The 18,261-nt window shown below is 61.9% G+C and carries 22 protein-coding genes and 1 pseudogene; 6 read left to right on the top strand and 17 right to left on the bottom strand.

Features of this window, described 5'->3' with window-relative positions; genetic code table 11:
- Nucleotides 1-15 precede the first annotated feature (15 nt).
- Nucleotides 16-1,089, bottom strand: a complete 1,074-nt coding sequence (locus EGH25_RS03770) for a geranylgeranyl reductase family protein (protein WP_266086314.1) — start codon at nucleotides 1,087-1,089, stop codon at nucleotides 16-18.
- Nucleotides 1,090-1,163: 74 nt separating this feature from the next.
- Between EGH25_RS03770 and EGH25_RS03765 the strand changes: the two genes are divergently transcribed.
- Nucleotides 1,164-1,643 (top strand): redoxin domain-containing protein, encoded by a 480-nt coding sequence (locus EGH25_RS03765; RefSeq protein WP_266086313.1) that lies wholly within the window; start codon nucleotides 1,164-1,166, stop codon nucleotides 1,641-1,643.
- On the top strand, nucleotides 1,618-1,809 hold the full coding sequence (locus tag EGH25_RS03760; RefSeq protein ID WP_266086312.1) for a hypothetical protein: 192 nt from the start codon (nucleotides 1,618-1,620) through the stop codon (nucleotides 1,807-1,809). Before EGH25_RS03765 ends, EGH25_RS03760 begins: the two co-directional genes overlap by 26 nt.
- Here EGH25_RS03760 and EGH25_RS03755 read toward each other — a convergent pair whose 3' ends face one another.
- The gene (locus tag EGH25_RS03755; protein ID WP_266086311.1) at nucleotides 1,810-2,445 is read right to left on the bottom strand and encodes an AIR carboxylase family protein; all 636 of its coding nucleotides are present in this window, start codon (nucleotides 2,443-2,445) and stop codon (nucleotides 1,810-1,812) included.
- Entirely contained in the window at nucleotides 2,442-3,581 is a 1,140-nt protein-coding gene (locus tag EGH25_RS03750; RefSeq protein ID WP_266086310.1) for a 5-(carboxyamino)imidazole ribonucleotide synthase, read from the bottom strand. Before EGH25_RS03750 ends, EGH25_RS03755 begins: the two co-directional genes overlap by 4 nt.
- An 88-nt stretch (nucleotides 3,582-3,669) precedes the next feature.
- Here EGH25_RS03750 and EGH25_RS03745 point away from each other — a divergent pair, with 88 nt between their 5' ends.
- Entirely contained in the window at nucleotides 3,670-4,143 is a 474-nt protein-coding gene (locus tag EGH25_RS03745) for an Lrp/AsnC family transcriptional regulator (RefSeq protein ID WP_266086309.1), read from the top strand.
- A 101-nt stretch (nucleotides 4,144-4,244) separates the two neighbouring features.
- A complete protein-coding gene (locus EGH25_RS03740) occupies nucleotides 4,245-6,461 on the top strand; it encodes an amino acid permease (protein ID WP_266086308.1) in 2,217 nt (738 codons plus the stop codon).
- Here the strand turns inward: EGH25_RS03740 and EGH25_RS03735 are convergent.
- Complete coding sequence (locus tag EGH25_RS03735) at nucleotides 6,458-7,258, bottom strand: nucleoside phosphorylase (RefSeq protein WP_266086307.1); 801 nt, start codon at nucleotides 7,256-7,258, stop codon at nucleotides 6,458-6,460. The two genes, EGH25_RS03740 and EGH25_RS03735, sit on opposite strands and share 4 nt — an antisense overlap.
- 88 nt (nucleotides 7,259-7,346) lie before the next feature.
- Between EGH25_RS03735 and EGH25_RS03730 the strand changes: the two genes are divergently transcribed.
- Nucleotides 7,347-8,402: a M20 family metallopeptidase gene (locus tag EGH25_RS03730; protein ID WP_266086306.1), complete on the top strand. Its 1,056-nt coding sequence runs from the start codon at nucleotides 7,347-7,349 to the stop codon at nucleotides 8,400-8,402.
- Nucleotides 8,403-8,432: 30 nt separating this feature from the next.
- On the opposite strand, the gene EGH25_RS03725 is transcribed toward EGH25_RS03730, so the two are convergent.
- Complete coding sequence (locus tag EGH25_RS03725) at nucleotides 8,433-8,807, bottom strand: hypothetical protein (RefSeq protein WP_266086305.1); 375 nt, start codon at nucleotides 8,805-8,807, stop codon at nucleotides 8,433-8,435.
- 33 nt (nucleotides 8,808-8,840) lie between these two features.
- Nucleotides 8,841-9,083, bottom strand: a pseudogene (locus tag EGH25_RS12230) (HNH endonuclease); the annotation flags it as partial.
- 179 nt (nucleotides 9,084-9,262) lie between these two features.
- Between EGH25_RS12230 and EGH25_RS03720 the strand changes: the two are divergent.
- Nucleotides 9,263-9,856 carry a DUF5806 family protein gene (locus tag EGH25_RS03720; protein ID WP_266086304.1) on the top strand — a complete coding sequence of 198 codons (594 nt, stop codon included), beginning with the start codon at nucleotides 9,263-9,265 and terminating at the stop codon, nucleotides 9,854-9,856.
- Between the two features lie 10 nt (nucleotides 9,857-9,866).
- On the opposite strand, the gene EGH25_RS03715 is transcribed toward EGH25_RS03720, so the two are convergent.
- Genes EGH25_RS03715 through pth2 form a run of 11 tightly spaced genes read right to left on the bottom strand, consistent with a single transcriptional unit; the run spans nucleotide 9,867 to nucleotide 18,261 of the window.
- Nucleotides 9,867-10,184 carry a hypothetical protein gene (locus EGH25_RS03715; protein WP_266086303.1) on the bottom strand — a complete coding sequence of 106 codons (318 nt, stop codon included), beginning with the start codon at nucleotides 10,182-10,184 and terminating at the stop codon, nucleotides 9,867-9,869.
- Between the two features lie 55 nt (nucleotides 10,185-10,239).
- Nucleotides 10,240-11,211, bottom strand: a complete 972-nt coding sequence (hemB, locus tag EGH25_RS03710; RefSeq protein ID WP_266086302.1) for a porphobilinogen synthase — start codon at nucleotides 11,209-11,211, stop codon at nucleotides 10,240-10,242.
- Between the two features lie 53 nt (nucleotides 11,212-11,264).
- Nucleotides 11,265-12,701, bottom strand: a complete 1,437-nt coding sequence (proS, locus tag EGH25_RS03705) for a proline--tRNA ligase (protein ID WP_266086301.1) — start codon at nucleotides 12,699-12,701, stop codon at nucleotides 11,265-11,267.
- Nucleotides 12,702-12,725: 24 nt separating this feature from the next.
- Nucleotides 12,726-13,511 (bottom strand): DUF8116 family protein, encoded by a 786-nt coding sequence (locus tag EGH25_RS03700; RefSeq protein WP_266086300.1) that lies wholly within the window; start codon nucleotides 13,509-13,511, stop codon nucleotides 12,726-12,728.
- Entirely contained in the window at nucleotides 13,508-14,308 is an 801-nt protein-coding gene (locus tag EGH25_RS03695) for an SDR family oxidoreductase (protein WP_266086299.1), read from the bottom strand. The genes EGH25_RS03700 and EGH25_RS03695 overlap by 4 nt, the downstream gene beginning before the upstream one ends.
- Nucleotides 14,305-14,676, bottom strand: coding sequence for a phosphoribosyl-AMP cyclohydrolase (gene hisI / locus EGH25_RS03690; protein WP_266086298.1), 372 nt, complete (start codon nucleotides 14,674-14,676; stop codon nucleotides 14,305-14,307). Before hisI ends, EGH25_RS03695 begins: the two co-directional genes overlap by 4 nt.
- A 15-nt stretch (nucleotides 14,677-14,691) precedes the next feature.
- Nucleotides 14,692-15,570 carry an A24 family peptidase gene (locus EGH25_RS03685; protein WP_266086297.1) on the bottom strand — a complete coding sequence of 293 codons (879 nt, stop codon included), beginning with the start codon at nucleotides 15,568-15,570 and terminating at the stop codon, nucleotides 14,692-14,694.
- Nucleotides 15,571-15,573: 3 nt separating this feature from the next.
- Nucleotides 15,574-15,984, bottom strand: a complete 411-nt coding sequence (gene ribH, locus EGH25_RS03680) for a 6,7-dimethyl-8-ribityllumazine synthase (RefSeq protein ID WP_266086296.1) — start codon at nucleotides 15,982-15,984, stop codon at nucleotides 15,574-15,576.
- Nucleotides 15,985-16,008: 24 nt separating this feature from the next.
- Complete coding sequence (truD, locus tag EGH25_RS03675; protein ID WP_266086295.1) at nucleotides 16,009-17,271, bottom strand: tRNA pseudouridine(13) synthase TruD; 1,263 nt, start codon at nucleotides 17,269-17,271, stop codon at nucleotides 16,009-16,011.
- A gap of 2 nt (nucleotides 17,272-17,273) precedes the next feature.
- On the bottom strand, nucleotides 17,274-17,870 hold the full coding sequence (locus EGH25_RS03670) for an Hsp20/alpha crystallin family protein (RefSeq protein WP_266086294.1): 597 nt from the start codon (nucleotides 17,868-17,870) through the stop codon (nucleotides 17,274-17,276).
- A 52-nt stretch (nucleotides 17,871-17,922) separates the two neighbouring features.
- Nucleotides 17,923-18,261 (bottom strand): peptidyl-tRNA hydrolase Pth2, encoded by a 339-nt coding sequence (gene pth2 / locus EGH25_RS03665; RefSeq protein ID WP_266086466.1) that lies wholly within the window; start codon nucleotides 18,259-18,261, stop codon nucleotides 17,923-17,925.

The following is an 18,261-nucleotide window of genomic DNA, read 5'->3' as shown; positions in this document are numbered from 1 at the left end:
ACTTATACTGTTGCATCAGACACCGAGGACGTTACGGACGACGCGGCGTGCGGTCGAGCGGTTGAGGAGCGTCGTCGGACGATCCATATGGACGTTTATCTCGCCCTCGAAGGCGGTCATTACGGCGCGTTGGACGGGACGCGGAAGCGCGTACGCCTTCCGTATAATACTTCCGAGGTACATTTCGCGTCCGAGTTCGTCGCGCCACGCGCGGTCGTAGACGCCGAGCGTACCGGGCGAGTCGGGGTTGACGTGGCGCGCCGCGATGTCCGCAGAGGTCATGCCGTAGACGATACCGCCGCCCGTGAAAGGCTTCGTCTGCGCGGCTGAGTCGCCGACGAGGAAACACCGGTCGGTCGCCGTGCGCGTCGGTGAGCCGATAGGTATCTGTCCCGCGCAGACGCGGTCGAACGACGATACGTCGACGCCCGCGACGTCTTCGAGTTCTTCGCGCGGGGAGCCTGACGACGCTGAGCCGTACTCGACGCAGTCGCCGCGTGGGATACGCCAGCCGAAGAAGTCGGGTACGTCGACGTAGACATCCACGAGATCGTCGTCGTTGGCGTCGCCCTCGTCGGCGAATCCGAGTACGCCCTGTAGGAGTTCGTCGGGTTCGGGGAGACCGACCTCGTCACGTACCGTTGACCGTGGACCGTCGCATCCCGCGACGAGCTTTGCGTCGTAGGTCTTCCCCCCATCGGTGCGCACCGTCACGCCGTCGTCGCTCTCGTCGACGCCCACGACGGGCGTGTTCTGTTGTAACGTCGCGCCCGCGTCGCGCGCCTCGTCGGCGAGTATACGATCCATCCCCACACGGTCGATCGCGTACGAGACGGTTTCGTCCCTGTAGAACTCGTAGGAGGAATCGCCGACGTGGAACCGAGCGCCACGTATCTCGTTTCCGATGAGTTCGTCACGCGCGCCATCGGGAAGGAAGTTCCAGACATCGCCTGAGACGTGTCCGGAGCACGCGAGAGGGACGCCGACCTCGCCGCGTTCGAGGACGACGACGTTCTCACCGCGGTCTGCGAAACGGCGCGCGAGACGTGAACCCGCAGGTCCGGCACCGACGACGACGAGGTCGTACATACGGATCGGTGGTCGGGAGTCGACTTAACGGTTGTCGAAAGGTAGTAGTGGCGCGCGAACGTCTCACGAACGCAATGGTAAGAGAAGGAGACTCAGCACCGGAGTTTACTGCACCGCTCGCAACACAAGACGACGTAGACGAGGTTACGCTCTCGGACGAACTCGGAGACGGACCCGTCGTACTCGCGTTCTTCCCCGGCGCTTTCACGAGCGTATGTGAGGACGAGATGTGTGAGTTCCGCGACGCCCTCGCCGACTTCGAGTCGCTCGACGCCTCGGTCTACGGCGTCAGCGTCGACGGACCTTTCGCACAGCAGGCGTTCGCCGACGACAACGACCTCAACTTCGGTCTCGTGAGTGACTTCGACAGGTCGATAATCGCCGACTACGACGTCGTACTCGAAAGCCTCGCGGGGATCTACGGACCCGTGGCGAAACGTTCTGTCTTCGTAATCGACAACGACGGCGCTGTGACGTACTCGTGGGTTAGCGACGACCCCGGCGTTCTCCCCGACTTCGACGAAGTCCGTGCCGCGGTTGAGGAAGCCGCGTAGCCCTCCGGTTCTTTCGTCTTCGTCCACCGTCTACCTCTCGTCGCTGTGTAAACCCGTGGGCGCTATACAGAATGGCGCGAACCCCGCGCGGGTTGCGGCGCGCTCAGCCGAGAAGGTTATCGAGGACGTGTCGCTGGCGGTAGAAGGAACGGAGGAGACGGCTTAGCTACGAGCGGTCGCGGAACGCTTCCGCTCCGCCGTCGTGCATCTCGCGCGAGACGTCGGCAACGTTCCCACGGAGTTCGTCGTGGTACTCGGTGAGACGGTCGGCGAGTTCGTCGTCGCGCAGGGAGAGGAACTGGACGGCAGAGAGCACAGCGTTGAAAGACTTTCCCGCGTCGACGGCGACGAGAGGCGCGCCCGTCGGCATTCCTATAACCGAGTCGACCGACTTCTCCTGTACGGGGACGCCGATGACTGGCACGGGGTATGCGACGGAGGCGGTCATGTTGGGAAGGTCGGCGCTCTTTCCTCCCGCTCCCGCGATGATTATATCGACGCCGCGTTCCTCAGCCGTTTCGGCGTAGGCGTACATCAGGTCGGGCGTGCGGTGCGCCGATACGACGTACGTCTCAAAGGTGAAACGCGCGTCGGGGGCGTCGTGGTACCCCGTCTGTTCCTTGAATCCGAGACGCGTGAGCGCGTCGTACGCGCCTCCGCGGTCGCCGTCTTCGCCGCTACCCATCATGGTATCGAAGTCGGAGTCCGAACCCATGATGATACCTACGTCCGGCGTGTTCTCCGGCGTCTCGTCGTCCGCCTGTCTTTCGAGTCTGTCGATGATCTCTTCTACCTCTGTCATCCTTCGAACCTCAGTCCGTCGTGTAACTCGTCCGCCTTACTCATGAGTTCGTCGGTGTCGTCGCCCGTGAGGGTGAAATGCCCCATCTTTCGGAGCGGGCGTTCCTCGCGCTTACCGTACCAGTGCAGATCCGCGCCGGAAGCGAGGAGGCTGTCGACGCCCGCGAGCGATACGTCGCGCGCACCCGTTTCGCCGAGTATGTTGACAGAGACGGTCTTGTCGCGTAGAGCGGTCGAACCGAGAGGCGCACCGATGACGGCGCGGACGTGCTGTTCGAACTGCGACGTACGAGCGCCCTCGATCGTCCAGTGTCCCGAGTTGTGGGGGCGCGGCGCTATCTCGTTGACCATGACCTCGTCGCCGTCCTCGAACATCTCTATACCGTATACGCCGCGTCCGTCCATCGTACCGAGTACGTCGTGCGCAACACCGCGGGCGCGTTTGAGCGTCGTTTCGTCGGTGCGCGCGGGCGAGACGGTACGCCGGAGTATTTCGTCACGGTGTACGGTCTCCGTCGTCGGGAAAAGCGTCGTCTCGCCGTCGCCCTGTACAGCGATTACGGAGAGTTCGCGGTCGTAGTCGACGAACTCCTCAGCCATCATACGTCCTTCGAGCGCCTCGACGGCGTCCTCGAAGTCGTCGCGCGTCTTAACAGGGTAGTTTCCGCGTCCGTCGTAGCCGCCCTCGCGCGCCTTGAGCATCAGAGGAAGACCGAGCGCGTCGGCGGTGTCGGCGAGGTCGTCGACGGTCTCGACGGCGCGGTATTCGGGCACGGGGACGCCGTTCTCTACGAGCGCCTCCTTCTGCACGTACTTATCCTGTATGGTTCTGAGCGTGTCTGGGTCGGGATGGACGGGGACGCCCGCCTCCTCGACGGCGGCTTCGACACCATCGGGGTCGGCGAGCTCTATGTCGTACGTCAGACCGTCGACACGGTGAGCGAGACGCGTGACTGCGTCGGTGTCGTCGAATCCGCCGACGATCTGGTCACGTGCCACCGCGCTCGCTGGGGCGTCGGGTGTCGGGTCTACGAATACGACCTCGACACCGAGGGGTGACGCCGCCTCAGCGAGCATCCTACAGAGCTGACCGCCGCCTACGACGCCGAGGGTCGTCGGTTCGTGTGTGAGCCTCATCGTTCGTCCGTGGCGCGAAACCCACTAAACAGTTCCGCGTCCGTGCGGAGGGCAAGCTTAAACTGAGCGGCGTTCGGAGTAAACCGAAATGGACACCGTCGAACTCGACGAGATAGACAGACAGATACTGTACGAGCTACAGAAGGACGCGCGGACGACCTCCTCAAGCGATATAGCCGGCGAGCTTGACATATCGTCGAGCACCGTACGGAACCGTATACAGAAGCTCGAAGACGAGGGCGTGATACGCGGCTACCATATAGATATAGATTACGAGAAGGCGGGGTATCCGCTTTTTACAAAGATAATCTGTACAGCGCCCATCTCGGAGCGCGAGGAGCTCGCCGACGAGGCACGGCAGGTGGAGAGCGTGACGGCGGTGCGTGAGATAATGACGGGACAGCGCAACGTCTACGTCAACGCCATAGGTCGGAGCCACGACGACCTGAGCCGTATAGGTAGGGAGCTTAGCGAACTCGGTCTGACGATAGTCGACGAACAGCTAATACGTGACGAGTACTACTGCCCTTACCACGGCTTTCTGCTCAGGAGCGACGGCTAAGGGGTTAGAGGACAGAACGAGAATATAGCCCCGTATATCAGACAGTTCGGTACTGTATCGACCTTCTTTTAACAGTTCGCCGTCTAAACGGGTCACATAAGATGCCCAAGAGCCTTGAGCGCGACCTCGGTCTTCCTTCGGTGATGGCTATCAGCATAGGCGCTATGGTAGGAAGCGGTATCTTCATACTACCCGGCTTGGCGCTCGGTATAGTCAACAACTCGGGTTCGGCGGTCGTTCTCGCGTACGTTCTCGCGGGTCTCCTCGTCCTCCCTGCGGCGCTTTCGAAGGCTGAGATGGCGACGGCTATGCCCGAAGCCGGCGGTACGTACCTCTACATCGAACGGGGTATGGGTCCTCTGCTCGGCACGATTGCAGGCGTCGGGACGTGGTTCTCCCTCACGTTCAAGGGCGCTCTCGCGCTCGTCGGTGGCGCGCCGTACCTCGTCTACTACCTCGATCTTCCCGCGGTGCCCGTCGCCCTCGTCGTCGCGGTCGTTCTTATAGTCGTAAACGTCTTCGGCGTTAAACAGACGGGCAGGATGCAGGTCGGTATCGTCATCGCCATGCTCACGGCGATGGCTGGCTTCATCGTCTTCGGCGCTCCGGGTATCGAGACGGGACGGTACGACGCCGTTTCGGAGGGCGGGATCGTCGGCTTGCTGTCCGCAACGGGGTTTGTCTTCGTCTCCTACGCGGGCGTCACCAAGGTTGCGAGCGTCGCGGAGGAGATAGAGAACCCCGACAGGAACATACCTCTCGGCATACTCGGCTCGCTCGTCTTTACGGCGTTCGTCTACGTCGCTATCGTGGCGGTCATGGTCGGCGTTGCACCCGCAGAGGAACTCGTCGCCTCCGATGTCCCCATGGCGCTTGCCGCCGAGTACGCTCTACCGGGTGTGGGCGTCGTCGCCGTTGTCGTCGCCGCCCTCCTCGCACTCGTCAGTACCGCAAACGCGGGCGTGCTTTCGTCGTCACGTTACCCTTTCGCCATGAGCCGTGACGCGCTCGTGCCTGAGTCGCTCGGTGACGTGAGCGACAGGTTCAGCACGCCCGTCAACGCCATCTCAGTGACGGGTGTCGTTCTTCTGTTCCTCGTCGCTTTCGTACCCGTCGAGGATATAGCAAAGATGGCGAGCGCGTTCCAGATACTCGTCTTCGTCCTCGTAAACCTCGCTCTCGTCGCCTTCAGGCACGCCGACTTCGACGGCTACGAACCGAGCTTCGAGTCGCCGTTGTACCCGTTTCCGCAGGTTGTTGGTGTTGTCGGCGGCGTGGCGCTCCTACCGTTCATGGGACGCCTCCCCGTCGCTGGTGCGGTCGTCATCACGGCGGGTTCGCTCGTCTGGTACTACACCTACGTCCGGCGGCGCGGTGACGTTGATCGTGAGGGCGCGGCGACGGACGCAGTACGGCGTTGGGTGGGTAGAAAGGTCGTGGAGGAGACGGAGACAGCCGTCGAGAACGGTACGTACGACGTACTCGTCGGCGTAACCGACCGAACCGACGTCGAACGCGAGAGGGCGCTCATGCGTCTCGGTATCTCGCTCGCACGGGGACGTGACGGCGTCGTCCACGCCGTCCGTTTCGACGAGGTACCCGACCAGACGCCTCTCGAAAAGGTGTCGGACCAGACGGAGGGAGACGTCTCGTTCGAGGAACGTATGGAGGAGGTCTGTGAGAACGTCGGCGTGGACGCCGAGTACGGCGAGGTCGTGAGCCACGAGACGAAGCACGCCGTCGTAAACAGCGCAGAGGAGACGGGCGCGGACGCCGTGGTCATAGAGAGACGCCCCGAACGTCTACATACGTCCGTCTTCGACGACGAGGTGGGCTGGATAAGACGCCACGCGCCGTGTGATGTCGTGGAACTCGAAGACAAAGGCGTCGAAGACGTTGAGAAGGTCGCCGTTGTCTCCGACCGTGGACCGTACGACCCCGCGAAGGTGGCGGTTGCGGACGCCGTCGCGTGCGACTCAGACGCGTCGGTGGAGCTGCTTTTCGCAGTCGGAACCGACGCGCCGCCCCAACAGCGCGAGACTCTCGGCGAGTACCTGACGGAGCTGGAGTCGAACTTCGTCGCCCCCGTGTCGTCGACGGTCGTGGAGGGCGACGACCGTGCGCTCGCGCTTATCGACGCCGCAAGCGACGCCGATGTTGTCGTGGTGGGTGCGGGTAACGCAGGTCTGAAAGCCGCGGTCTTCGAGGAGCCTTCGGAACGTATCATCGAAGGCGTAGACGGAACGGCGATCGCCGTCAAAGGAGGGGAGGAGGAAGCCGGACGCCTCAGGCGGTTCGTCGAAAGCCGTGTCTTCTAAACGCCGTCGCGCCCCCATCCACGTCTCGCCGCGTCGACGACACCGAGCGCGTCCTCGGTTCCGGATTCCTCACCCTTCTCGAACTCATCGTCAGACGTACCCATCTCGTTGGTTACGTGTGCAAAACATACGACGTCCTCGTCACGTACGTTGGCGAACGTGTACAGCGCCGAAGCCTCCATCTCGACTGCGAGAACACCGTCGGTGCGTGCGTCTTCTATCGCCTCCTCCGTCTCGCGGAACGGGGCGTCGGTCGTCCACGTCGCGCCCCGGTGAACGGTATGCGGGACGTTTTCGCAGGCATCCTCAACAGTGTCGATGAGGCTCTCGTCCGCATCGGCGTACCTCGACGGGGGCGCGTAGTGGTAGCTCGTACCCTCGTCGCGCAGGGCACGGTCGATGAGTACGAAGTAAGGTGTGTCTCCACGGGAGGTGATCTGCCCGGAGGATGTCACGCTGACAAGTAGTTCACATCCGGATGCGAAGAGCTGTTCGGCGACGAGAACCGCGAACGGCGCACCAACTGCACATCCTACGATCCCGTGCTCGACGCCACAGCGGTCGAACCTATACAGGTCGGTGTGGTAGCCGGGCCAGTTCGGGTCTCTCTCGGCTTCGTCGGTCGAGACGAGATGGTCGACAACGTCGCCGTCCGGGTCGAGGACGCATACATCGGGAACGTCCGTTTCGGGTAGTTTCTTCTGTCTCCGCGCCCCTTCGAGAAGGGCTTCGGGCTGGAAAACAGAGGGTGTGTCGTAGCCCTCAGGATCGAGCAAGGGTGGTTTATACGAACCCATGGGGTTAGTCGTCGCGTCGCGCACGAGATTTCTTCGGTTCTCTACACGGAAACGCCAGCCTTGTTATAGCCGCATACGGTTTACGGACGTGAACGAAGTTGAGAAGCTGACACGTGAACTCGTGCGGACACCGAGCCACGAGGACGAGACGGAGGCGGGCGACCTGATCGAGGGCTGGCTCCGCGACGAAACCGACGCGGGGGTGGAGCGCGACGACGCCGGAAACGTTGTAGCGCGACGTGGCGACGCCGAACTGGCGCTCGTCGGACACCACGACACCGTACCGCCCGCCGACGGACAGGTTAAGAACGGCGCGCCGACGGTCGAGAAACGCGACGGACGCCTGTACGGGCGCGGAACAGCGGACATGAAGGGCGCTCTCGCCGCAGGGATGGTGGCTTTCCGAGACGCCGACACGTCGGATGTTGGGTTCGCTTCTTTCGTCGGAGAGGAAAGCGGCGGTGTGGGTGCGAGACACGCGACGGAGAACGGCTTCGTACCCGAACGCGCGGTCGTCGTCGAAGGCTCAACGGGTTACTCGTCACCGGGTGCGTTTGACGTCGCCGTAGCGCACCGCGGAAGGCGCGAGGTACGCGGTGTGGCGCGTGGCGAACGGGGACATGCAGGCGACGCGGACGACGACGGGAACCCCGTCTACGCCGCCGTCGACAGCATAAACCAAATAAGGCGATACGAAAGCCCCGAAACGTGTCCGGAGATAGACGGCGAAGAGGTCTCGCTCGAAGGAACCGCGACGGTGACCGGTGTAAGGACGAGCGACGAGGCGACGAACGTAACCCCGTCGCGGTGCGCGTTTACCGTCGACGAACGCACAGTTCCCGAAGGAAGCTTAGACCTCGAAACGGTCGGGGTTGAGACGGAGGTGGTCGGCGAGATGCCGCCGATGGTATGCGACGACGGCGGATTCGCACGTGAGATCCGGGAGGCGGCGCGCGAAACCGGCGCATCGGAGTACGTGGCGAAGCCGCACGCAACCGACGCTGGATGGCTCGCGTCAGCCGGTACCTCAACCGTCGTATGTGGACCCGCGGAGCAGGGTGAGGCGCATACGGATGGCGAAAGCGTGGATCTCGGTGCGCTCGTCCGTTCGGAGCGCATCTACCGCGCGGTTCTGGAGGAGTGAGGACGTAACCAAGAGGAGGTACGTAGACAGCTACACGCGCTCTATCTCGGTGTAGGTATCGAGCGTGAGTTGCGGGTCTCCTTCGTATTCACCCACGCGGGCGTACTGTATGTCGTAGGTATTTCCTTCCTGTACCTGTTTCACCTCGTCGGTTTTCCACGAGGTGAACCTGATTCTGTCGTCGCTGTCGTCCAGTAGACCAACCTGTTGCTGATCCTCGTGGTTCGGGTTCCAGAGCCGGTTTACATCAGCAGTTACGTGAGCGCGTTCGTGGTCGGTGGTGATGTTAGACATACCGTGTGCGGTAAGAGAAGTTTCCTCGGATTGCTCTTCAGAATCATCTGAGAAGAGTTCAACAAGCCAGAGAAAAAAGAGGGCTATAACAGAAGACGTGTCGTCAGCCATTCGAGCCATTTTCCAGTTGTCCGGGTGTTTCGCCGAGTGACATTGAACGCAAAGTGTTTGCAGGTTATCGAACGTGTGAGGTCCGCCGTCACTCTTCGGTACTGTGTGATGGACGTGAAGCCGTACATCATTCTCAGATAGGCATTTGTCTCCGCATTCCTGACATCGGTAGTTGTCTCGACGCTTGACCTTGGTCTTCCTACTGTTCCAGTCAGGAGGATAACCGTCAGACCAGTCGTCATACTTCGGACTGTAGTCGGCGTCTTGATTAGGCATAGCTAATACAGTCTGGTTGAGCCAGTATTATGTTTACGGACAGGGATCCGGCTCCTGTCGAAGCTGGAGATCAAGGATACGACATCCCGCCCGGTCAGCCAAAGGGAGCGAACGTTCTCCGAGACGACGTACGTCTGACGAAGCCTTTAGTCGGTAGGATGTAAACCACATAACGTTATATGGAATCCGAGAGCATAGAAACCGAAGAGCGGGAGGGTTCGGAGGAAGAGCAGAACGACGGCGAGGGTGAGACACCCGAACGCGTCGAGAAGTACGACCGTTTCAAGAAGGTGGACAGGGCGCGGTACGACCGTGTCAACGACTTCGTGCGCAAACGGACGTACGTCACGGCGCGCGAATGGGCGATAGCGCGTCTCTGTGCCGACTTCCGGACTGAGACAGGTGTCGAGATGACCCTCGTGGGTGAGAACCTCCCCGACCTCGTGCCTTTCATGGAGGACACGTACACGCCGCAGGCGGTGAACCAAGCGCGTTCATCGTTCGAGGACAAGGTGCGCAAGTCGGGGGCGACGTTCCTGTACGGCGCGATGTCGGGCTTCTTCACGACGGAGGAACTCGACGAGATGATGTACGAGGTCACCGAGACGGCGCGTTTCCTGCTTGAGGTCGAGGGCGCGGAGGTCGATGTCGACCACGAAACGGAGGTTGAGGATCGTATCAGCGACGCTATGCGCGAGATACGCCGGTCGAGTGAGGAGCTAAGGGAAGACGAGAAGGAACACGAGTGCCCCGACTGCGGGCATGAGTTCTGACCGGTACGTCTCAGTTACGTACCTTCTTTTCGAGCGTATCAAGACGTTCGCGTGCCTCGTCGACGAGTTCCGAGGCTTTCTGTTTTCCTTCGTCGATGTTCTCGTCCACGTCCTTCTCTATATCGTCGAGTTCCTTGCGTATCTTTTCCACAGTCACCTTCCCCGCGTCGTCCTCGCCTATCTTACCAGCCTTCTCGCGTATACCGGAAGTTGTCTGTTTCAGTCGTTTCTTTCCCTCATCGACGCGTTCGTCTATCTCGTTATCGAGTTCGTCGATACGTTCACTGAACCTGTCGACGAGCTCTTTCCTTTCTTGATCCTCGGACATAGCGTGGACAAAAAAGACTCCAGCTTAATCAGCCTTTCCGTGGAAGGGACTGTGTTCAGAGTCTGCGTGCGAGGTCGTCCGCGAAGTACGTGATTACAGCATCCGCACCTGCGCGTTTTATGCAGGTCAGGCTTTCGAGCGCCGTCTCCTCTGCGTCGAGCCAGCCCTTCTCGTCGGCGGCGCGGATCATCGCGTACTCACCTGAAACATTGTAAGCGAAGACGGGAAGGTCGTTCTGTTCACGGACGCGCCGGAGTACGTCGAGGTAGGGAAGCGCGGGCTTCACCATGAGCGCGTCCGCGCCTTCCTGAACGTCGAGACGCGCCTCCTCCGAAGCAATACGTGCGTTCGCGGGGTTCATCTGGTAGCCGCGGCGGTGACCGAACGACGGCGCTGAGTCGGCGGCGTCGCGGAAAGGTCCGTAGAATCCGCTCGCGTACTTGACGGAGTACGACAGGATCCCTACACCGTCGTAGCCGTGCGAGTCGAGCGACTCGCGTATAGCGCCGACGGCACCGTCCATCATGCCCGACGGCGCGACGATGTCCGCTCCCGCCTCCGCCTGTGAGACGGCTATGTTACGTAGGTACGCGAGCGTCGCGTCGTTGTCGACGTTTCCTTCGTCATCGAGAACGCCGCAGTGTCCGTGGTCGGTGTACTCGCACATACAGAGGTCGGTAATCACGAGGAGGTCGTCGACGGAGTCCTTTACCCGGCGCGTGGCACGCTGTACGACGCCGTCGTCCGCCCATGCGCGCGTTCCCTGTTCGTTCTTCTCCTCAGGGACGCCGAATAGAATAACGGCGGGCACGCCGAGGTCACGTAGCTCGCCCGCGCGTACGACGGTTCCGTCCACGGGGTACCTGTACACGTCGGGCATGCTGTGTATCTCGCGCGGTTCGTCCGCCGTCGCGTCGACGAACAGAGGAGCGACGAGGTCGTCTGACGTGACCGTCGTCTCCTCGACGAGATCGCGGACACCGCCACGGCGAAGGCGTCGCATACGGCGTGTAGGGAACTCTGACATACTGAGCATAAGCGGTGGCGCGTAAAGAAGGAACGGAAGTCGGGTCGGTCAGGTCAGTACGTGTTCGCCAAGAGGACGATCTTCTTCGCGTCGTCGCCCGTCTCTATGCAAGTCTCGATAGCAGTGTCACCGACCCCGTACCCGCGCGGTTCGCCGAGCATGTCGACGCCGACCTCGTCCTCGATACGTTTGCCCGCGTCCTCGTCGCCGTTCCAGCCGACGAGCGCGAAGCCTTCGTCGACGACATCGCGCGCCTCATCATACGTCTCACATTCGACGACTGAGGCGTCAAGGTCGTCCGCGGCAGTCTCACGTATCTCTTCGCTCAGGGCGTCGAGTTCCTCGCGGACATCCTTGACGACAGTATCGAAACCGGCTTCGGCTTCGTCGCCGAGCCTGTTTACGAGCTTGGCGCTTCCGGATTCGAGGTCGCGCGGACCCACCTCGGCGCGTAGCGGCGTTCCCTTCAGCTCCCACTTGTAGTACTTCGCGCCGGGGTTGTCCTCGGAGTCGTCGAGTTCGGCGCGTATACCTGCGTCGTTGAGCTCGTCGACGATCTTCTCGCACGTCTCCATGATTTCGGCGTTCTCGTCCTCATCACCGAACGGTATGGGCACGACGGCGACCTGCGTGGGCGCGACCTCCGACGGAAGGACGAGACCGTTGTCGTCGCCGTGTACGCCCATGACCGCCGCGATACACCGCTCGGAGACGCCGTACGAGGTCTGGTAGACGTGATCTTGTTCGCCGTCCTGCGTCTCGAACTCTACGTCAAACGCTTCGGCGAAGTTCTGACCGAGGTTGTGCGCCGTGCCTATCTGTAAAGCCTTCCCGTCGGGCATCAGCGTATCGACGGCGTAGGTGTACTCCGCGCCGGGGAACTTGTCCCATTCGGGGCGTTCGGTGACGACGTGCGGGACACCGAGGAAGTCGTAGAACTCCTCATACAGCGAGAGGGCGGTCTCGACCTGTTCTTCCGCTCCCTCAGGGGTGGCGTGCGCCGTATGCGCCTCCTTGAACCCCGTAATCTCACGTAGACGTATCAACGGGCGCGTGTGCTCCGTCTCGCTACGCCAGATGTTGGCGACCTGATAGATCTTGAGCGGCAGGTCTGTATGGCTACGTATCCAGAGGTCGAACATCGTGTACATCGGCGTCTCGCTCGTCGGACGGAGCGCCATACGTTCATCGAGTTCCTTACGCCCGCCGTGGGTGACCCAGAAGACCTCGTCCTCGAATCCGGCGATATGTTCGCCTTCCTTTGCGAGTATGCCTTCGGGGATCAGGACGGGGAAGTCAACCTCGTCGTGCCCCGACTCGTCGTGGAGGCTCTTGAGACGGTCGTAGACGTTGTTACGCAGGTCGTACCCGAAAGGGAACCAGACGTAGACACCCTTCGCGGGGTAACGGACGTCCATGATTTCGGCTTGGAACAGAAGCTCGTTGTACCAGTCGCTGAACTCCTCTTTGGGAGGGAGGTCGTTCGCCATACCGCGGCTTAGACGAGGACAGACTTAATCCTTTGTCACTTGTTCCGATAGACGGTCGCGTGCGTCGTCTATCGCCTCCGCGCCGCGTACGCACGCCCATGAGCTAAGATCGTACGCCTCGTTGACGCCGCGGAGCCAGTCGGCGTCGGCGAAGAGGGCATGCTGGAAACGCGCGGCTTCGGTCGATATATCCCCGCCGACGGCGAAGAAACGTGCGCCCTCCTCAACGGCGTCACGTACGAGCGTCTCGGGTACGTCTATACCGACGTACCGTGCTGTGTGGGCGTACCAGTCGACGTGTAGAACCGAGTCGACGAGTACGGTACGGTCGGCGTACCCGGAGACGTGGCGCGTCGCGGGGACGCCTTCGACACGTACGTCTTGCGGCGCTCTGTACGACGACGGCGGGTCAAGGACGCCGGGATAGCACGCGAGGTAGTCGCGCCACGTGCGCGCACCGTCGGTGTCACCGTAGATCGCGGCAAGCCGGCGTAGCTTACGTCGGAAGATATGGTCGAGGTCGACGACGAAGACGCGGTAACGCCACGGGAACCAACGTACGAAGGCGCTGTAGAAATCCGCGTCACCCGCGAGTACGACGGCGATGAGACGCGCCACATCGTCGTCAACGTCCGTCTCGTTCGCGCGCATCGCCTCGTACGCGTTGTCGACGCGTTCCGGGAGGTCACCGACGTCCCACCCCATCTCGCGCGTGACACCGACCGTATACTCCGCGCCGAGACGGAAGTAGTCGGCGGCGTCCGACGGCTTCCGGAAGGCTGTCGGGAGTACGAGACCGAAGACCGTCATGGGAGACGGAAGAAGAGATCCTGAAACGCATCACGGACGGTTGAGGGCACGCCTTCGGTCGCGGCGAGGAGACGCGAACCACGACCGACGGTGTAACGCGGCTTGGGGTCGTCGTCCTCGGCTGTGTCGACTATCTTTTCGGCTACGTCTTGGGGCGACGCCGCGAGAGGACCGTGTATACCCCTCTCCACGAAGCTTCGGATACCGTCGTGTACTTCGGCGTACGAACCGTCGTAGTCGGCGTCCGCCACGGAGTCGTCGGCGAAGCCCGTATCGACGGGACCGGGTTCGATAAGCACGACATCGACGCCGAAGGGTGCGACCTCGACACGTAGGGCGTCGCTCAGTGCTTCGAGCGCATGCTTCGACGCGGCGTACGTACCCATTCCGGACGACGCAACGCGTCCTGCGACGCTAGATACGTTGATGATACTTCCGCGGCGCGCGTCGCGCATATGCGGAAGCACTGCACGTACGACACGGTGGGGTCCATGGACGTTGACGTCGAACTGTGCGCGCGCGTCCTTGACCGTTGTCTCCTCGACAGGACCGAGGAGTGAGTTTCCGGCGTTGTTAACGACGCAGTCGATCCCCCCCTCGTCCTCAACGACCGTTTCGACGGCTTCGTCGACCTGTTTCTCGTCGGTCACGTCTACGGATAAGGCGACATCACCCGCATCGACACGTCCGGCGTCGCGAGCCGTTCCGTACACCGTCCATCCGTTCGAGCCAAAACGCCGTGCGGTCACCTCACCGATACCGCGCGACGCTCCCGTAACGAGAACGGTACGTGTCATCCGTACACCTCATCGGGGTCGAAGAGACGTTCGCCACGTTCCTCCCCATCGATGGTTCTGTAGAAGCACGACCTGTGACCCGTATGGCACGCCGCGCCCTCGCCCTCCTGTTCAACGATGTACAGGAGTGCGTCGGCGTCGCAGTCCACGCGCACCTCTTCGACGCGCTGTGTGTTCCCGCTCGTCGCACCTTTCTTCCACGTCTCCTCGCGTGAACGTGAGTGGTAGTGCGCATAACCCGTCTCGCGCGTCCTTTCGACAGCCTCCTCGTCGGCGTACGCCAGCATCAGCACGTCGCCTTCGGACATGTCCTGCGCCACGACGGGAACGAGTCCGTCGTCGCCGTAGTCGATCTCAACCGTAATCATACGGAACCGTCGCGCTCAGAGACCAAAAACGGCGCGGATGACGATGAAAAGAACATCACCCACGGTCAGAGCGACGAGAAGACCCGCGAAGATAGGCACGATGAACGGTATGCCGGGTGATATCCAGACGGCGTCGTGCGAGGCGAGTTCGCGGAGTTCCTCGGCGTCGTTTCTTAGGTCGTCGGACTCCCAAGCCGTCTCTTCGACGAACCGTCCGAGACGTAGGTCTTCGGCGTCACGTACACCGCGCAGGCTGTCGAAGTCCGCCCAGTCGACGTAGTCGCGTACGAAGTCGATATCCCTAATCCCGTCGGTGTTACCGCCTAAGACGCCGTTTCCTCTGAGCGATACGTCCTCGTCGGTGCCTATGATACGCCCGAACTCGTCGTGGAGTTCGTCGGTGGTGACACGTCTGCCGAGAGCCATGAGCGCGGGGTTCACCGTGTCACGGCGTGCGGCGTTACGGACAAAAAGGCTGGCAGGGTAGGCGATACCGGCGAGGACGGTGTTGCCGAGTACGGAAAGTACGAAGAACGGCGCATCGGGGACGACGACGGGGAAGGTTCCGAGCGGCGTCGGAAACGACGGGTAGACGGGGAAGAGGAAGCCGAGTACGACGAGTGCGTAACGGTCAGCGCCGCCGAACGTACCGAGGTAGTAGAAGCCGTATCCGAAGACAGCGCCGAGTGCGAGCGACGCCGTCGCGTAAAGTACGACGGTTCCGGGGTCGCGGACGAAGAGATCCGCGACGAGCGCCACGGCACCGACTGCGACGAGAGGATACCACGTACGGTGAGGCACACGGCGGTCGCGTATATCGAGGTACGAGGCGTACGCGAAGACGGATACCGCCGCGAGGACACGTACAGCGTCCACGTAGGCCGCCGGCTCCATCTATCAGTCCTCTATACCTTCGAGCGTCCGTACCATCTCAACGGCGCTCTCGACTGCGCGCGCGCCGTAGTCGAGGCGTTCGCGTGCCTCCGCGCCCGACATACCGGGACCCGCGACACCGAGCGTCACGGGCTTGTCGTGTTCGAGTGATAGACGCGTCAACGCTTCCGCCGCGGTTTCGGTGACGACGGCGTCGTGGTCGGTATCGCCCGTGACGACAGCGCCCGCGGTTGCGACGGCGTCGGTACCGTCGCGCTCACACAGACGTTTGACGGCGAGCGGCGCGTCGTACGCTCCGGGGACGCGTACAGTTATGACCTCAACGCCAAGTTCGTCTGCTTTCTCAACGGCGCGTTCCTCCATCTCGTGCGTCACCTCGGTGTTAAACTCCGAGACGACGAGACCTATCTTCATGGACGAAGAACGGCGACGCCTTCCTTAACTCTTGGTGAACTCGCGCAGGACGACCGTGGCGTAGCTACCGCGGGGTAGGAAGAAGTCGAACGTTAGATCGTCGCCGTCGCGTCCGTAGCTCAGTTCGGGGTCGACGAGCACGGCACGGCGCGTACCCTCGGAGCCGTACCCGTCTTCCCTGTCGAAGTCATCGCGCGAGACGCCGAGGGCGTCAAGTACACGCCGCTCGCGTTCGCCCTGTTCACCGTCGGCGAACCCGGTTTCGGTTCCGACGAGCGGTGCTGTCACGAACGCACGTCGGCGCTCGACGTGTCTGTTAACGGCGTCGACGTTCGACTCGGTAACGCGTTGGGTGCTCAACGTGTCAGGGACGCGTACGTTATCGTGCGTCTCTGCGAAACAGACGACGTCGCCCGTGTACGCACGGTCGAAGCGCGCGCCGTCACGGTAACGTTCGCGCAGGACGAGGTTGAATACGCGCGACTGTACGGCGTTGACGAACATACGCCGGAGGTTGTGCGGGAGTGCTTCAAGGGCGTCGCGGGGTTCGCGTCCCTCCACGACTGCGTTGAGCAAGGCGCGCTCGTATCCGAGGTATCCGGGAAAGTAGTCGAGCGCCTCTGCGTAGTCACGGTCGTCTGCGAGACGTTCGCGCGCCTCGCGGGTGCGTTCAGGCTCGTCGTCGAAGGACTCGACGAGGTAAGCGTCGATAGCGCCCGCGAAGTCGTCGGCGAGTATACGTTCGCCGACGAGATGTGTAATAGGACGCCGCGAACCGAACCTCTGGGAGCCGAAAAGGTTGGGTACGCCTCCGAAGGCGTCGAGTTCGTCGGCTACGCCGTCGGCGTTTCCGGGAGCGTCGGTGTCGCGGAGGCGCACCTCGAAGCCGTTTCCGACGAGGTCGCCAAGGGCGATGCTCTGGTGCGACCTGCCGATGTACTCCAAGGTCGCGCCTTCGAGAGAAACGTCCTCGACCTCGTCGCGCGATACGTCCGCGACCGTGAAGACCTGCGTAGTAACGGCTTTCTTGTCCTTGGTACCCGCCCACGAGACGCGTTTTCTGCTCGCGCCGAGCGCACTGCTAAGATCGCGCGCGAACTCGTGGGTTTCGTAGCCACGGAGCGTAACGCGTAGGACGGCGTGCTTCCCCTCGTCGCCGTAGGGGAACCCCGTATGCTCGTCTACACGGAAGTCATCGTTACGTTTCTTGAGACGCCCGCCGGTTCCGGGAGCGCCTGTCGCGTACCAGTCGAGACCGAGGTCGGTGTCGTCTACCTGTTCGGGCACCGCTAAAGATCGAGTTCCTCGGCGATACCGTCGACGAGATCCTCGGTGCTCTGGTTAGCCTTGACGCCAACCTCCTTCGCAACCCCCTGAAGGTCGCGGTAGGACATATCTTCGAGTTCGTCACGGCTTGACGGTAGGTCGTCGGATTCATCGGCTTTCTCCGCCTCTTGTTCGTCCTCATCTTCCTCTTCGGTAACGCCGACCTCGCGGTACTCTTCCTCGTCCTCGACGGTTCCGGTATCCTCCACCTCGCCGACGGCTTCCGTCTTGGGAAGCGTGATATGAAGAACACCGTTCTCGTAGGTCGCCTCCGCACCGTCTACATCAACATCGTCGGGGACGGGTACCGTCTCGGAGATACGCGCGGGGCGCTCGTCCCTGACGGGTACGTATCCTTCGTATGCTTCCGACCGTTCGGCGTTTACCTTTATGCTACCCTTGACGAAACGGAGGTCTATACCGTCCTCGTCGCATCCGGGTACGTTGACGAGCACGAGGAACTCGTCCTCGCTTTCGAGCATATCCGCCGACGTAGGTAGCCTCCTCCCTATACGTCGTAACAACGCGTCCTTGTTCTCACGCAGGCTTATTTCGACCATACCTGTAAATCAGAGAGGTGCGAAAAAAGCCTTTCTTTAATCGTATACGTGTTCATAGGAGTTTGAGGTCACCCGTAACCGCGTCAACGTCCTCTTCAGGGGCAGGACCCACGCCGACCGCGGTCGCCGTACCCGACTCAACCTGTGTCCGTCCCGCGTCACGTACGAGCGCATGCGGTAGGTTGGCGGAACGCGCCTTCCTTTCGAGTTCGAGAAGTTCGTCCTCGCTCCCGACCGAGACGACGACCTTCGTCGCGCCCGTCCGTCGCCAGCCGTTGGCGGCGTTTTCGTCCGCCTCCTCGTACGCGTTTAGAGACGCGTGGGCGACCTGCGCGGCGAGCTTTCCGTCGCCCATTCCGAGGTCGGTACGTACGGCGATAACCTGTTTTAT

This window comes from Halorutilus salinus (assembly GCF_026242195.1).
Taxonomy (GTDB): domain Archaea; phylum Halobacteriota; class Halobacteria; order Halobacteriales; family Halorutilaceae; genus Halorutilus; species Halorutilus salinus.
This window is presented reverse-complemented; position numbering and strand designations above follow the sequence as displayed.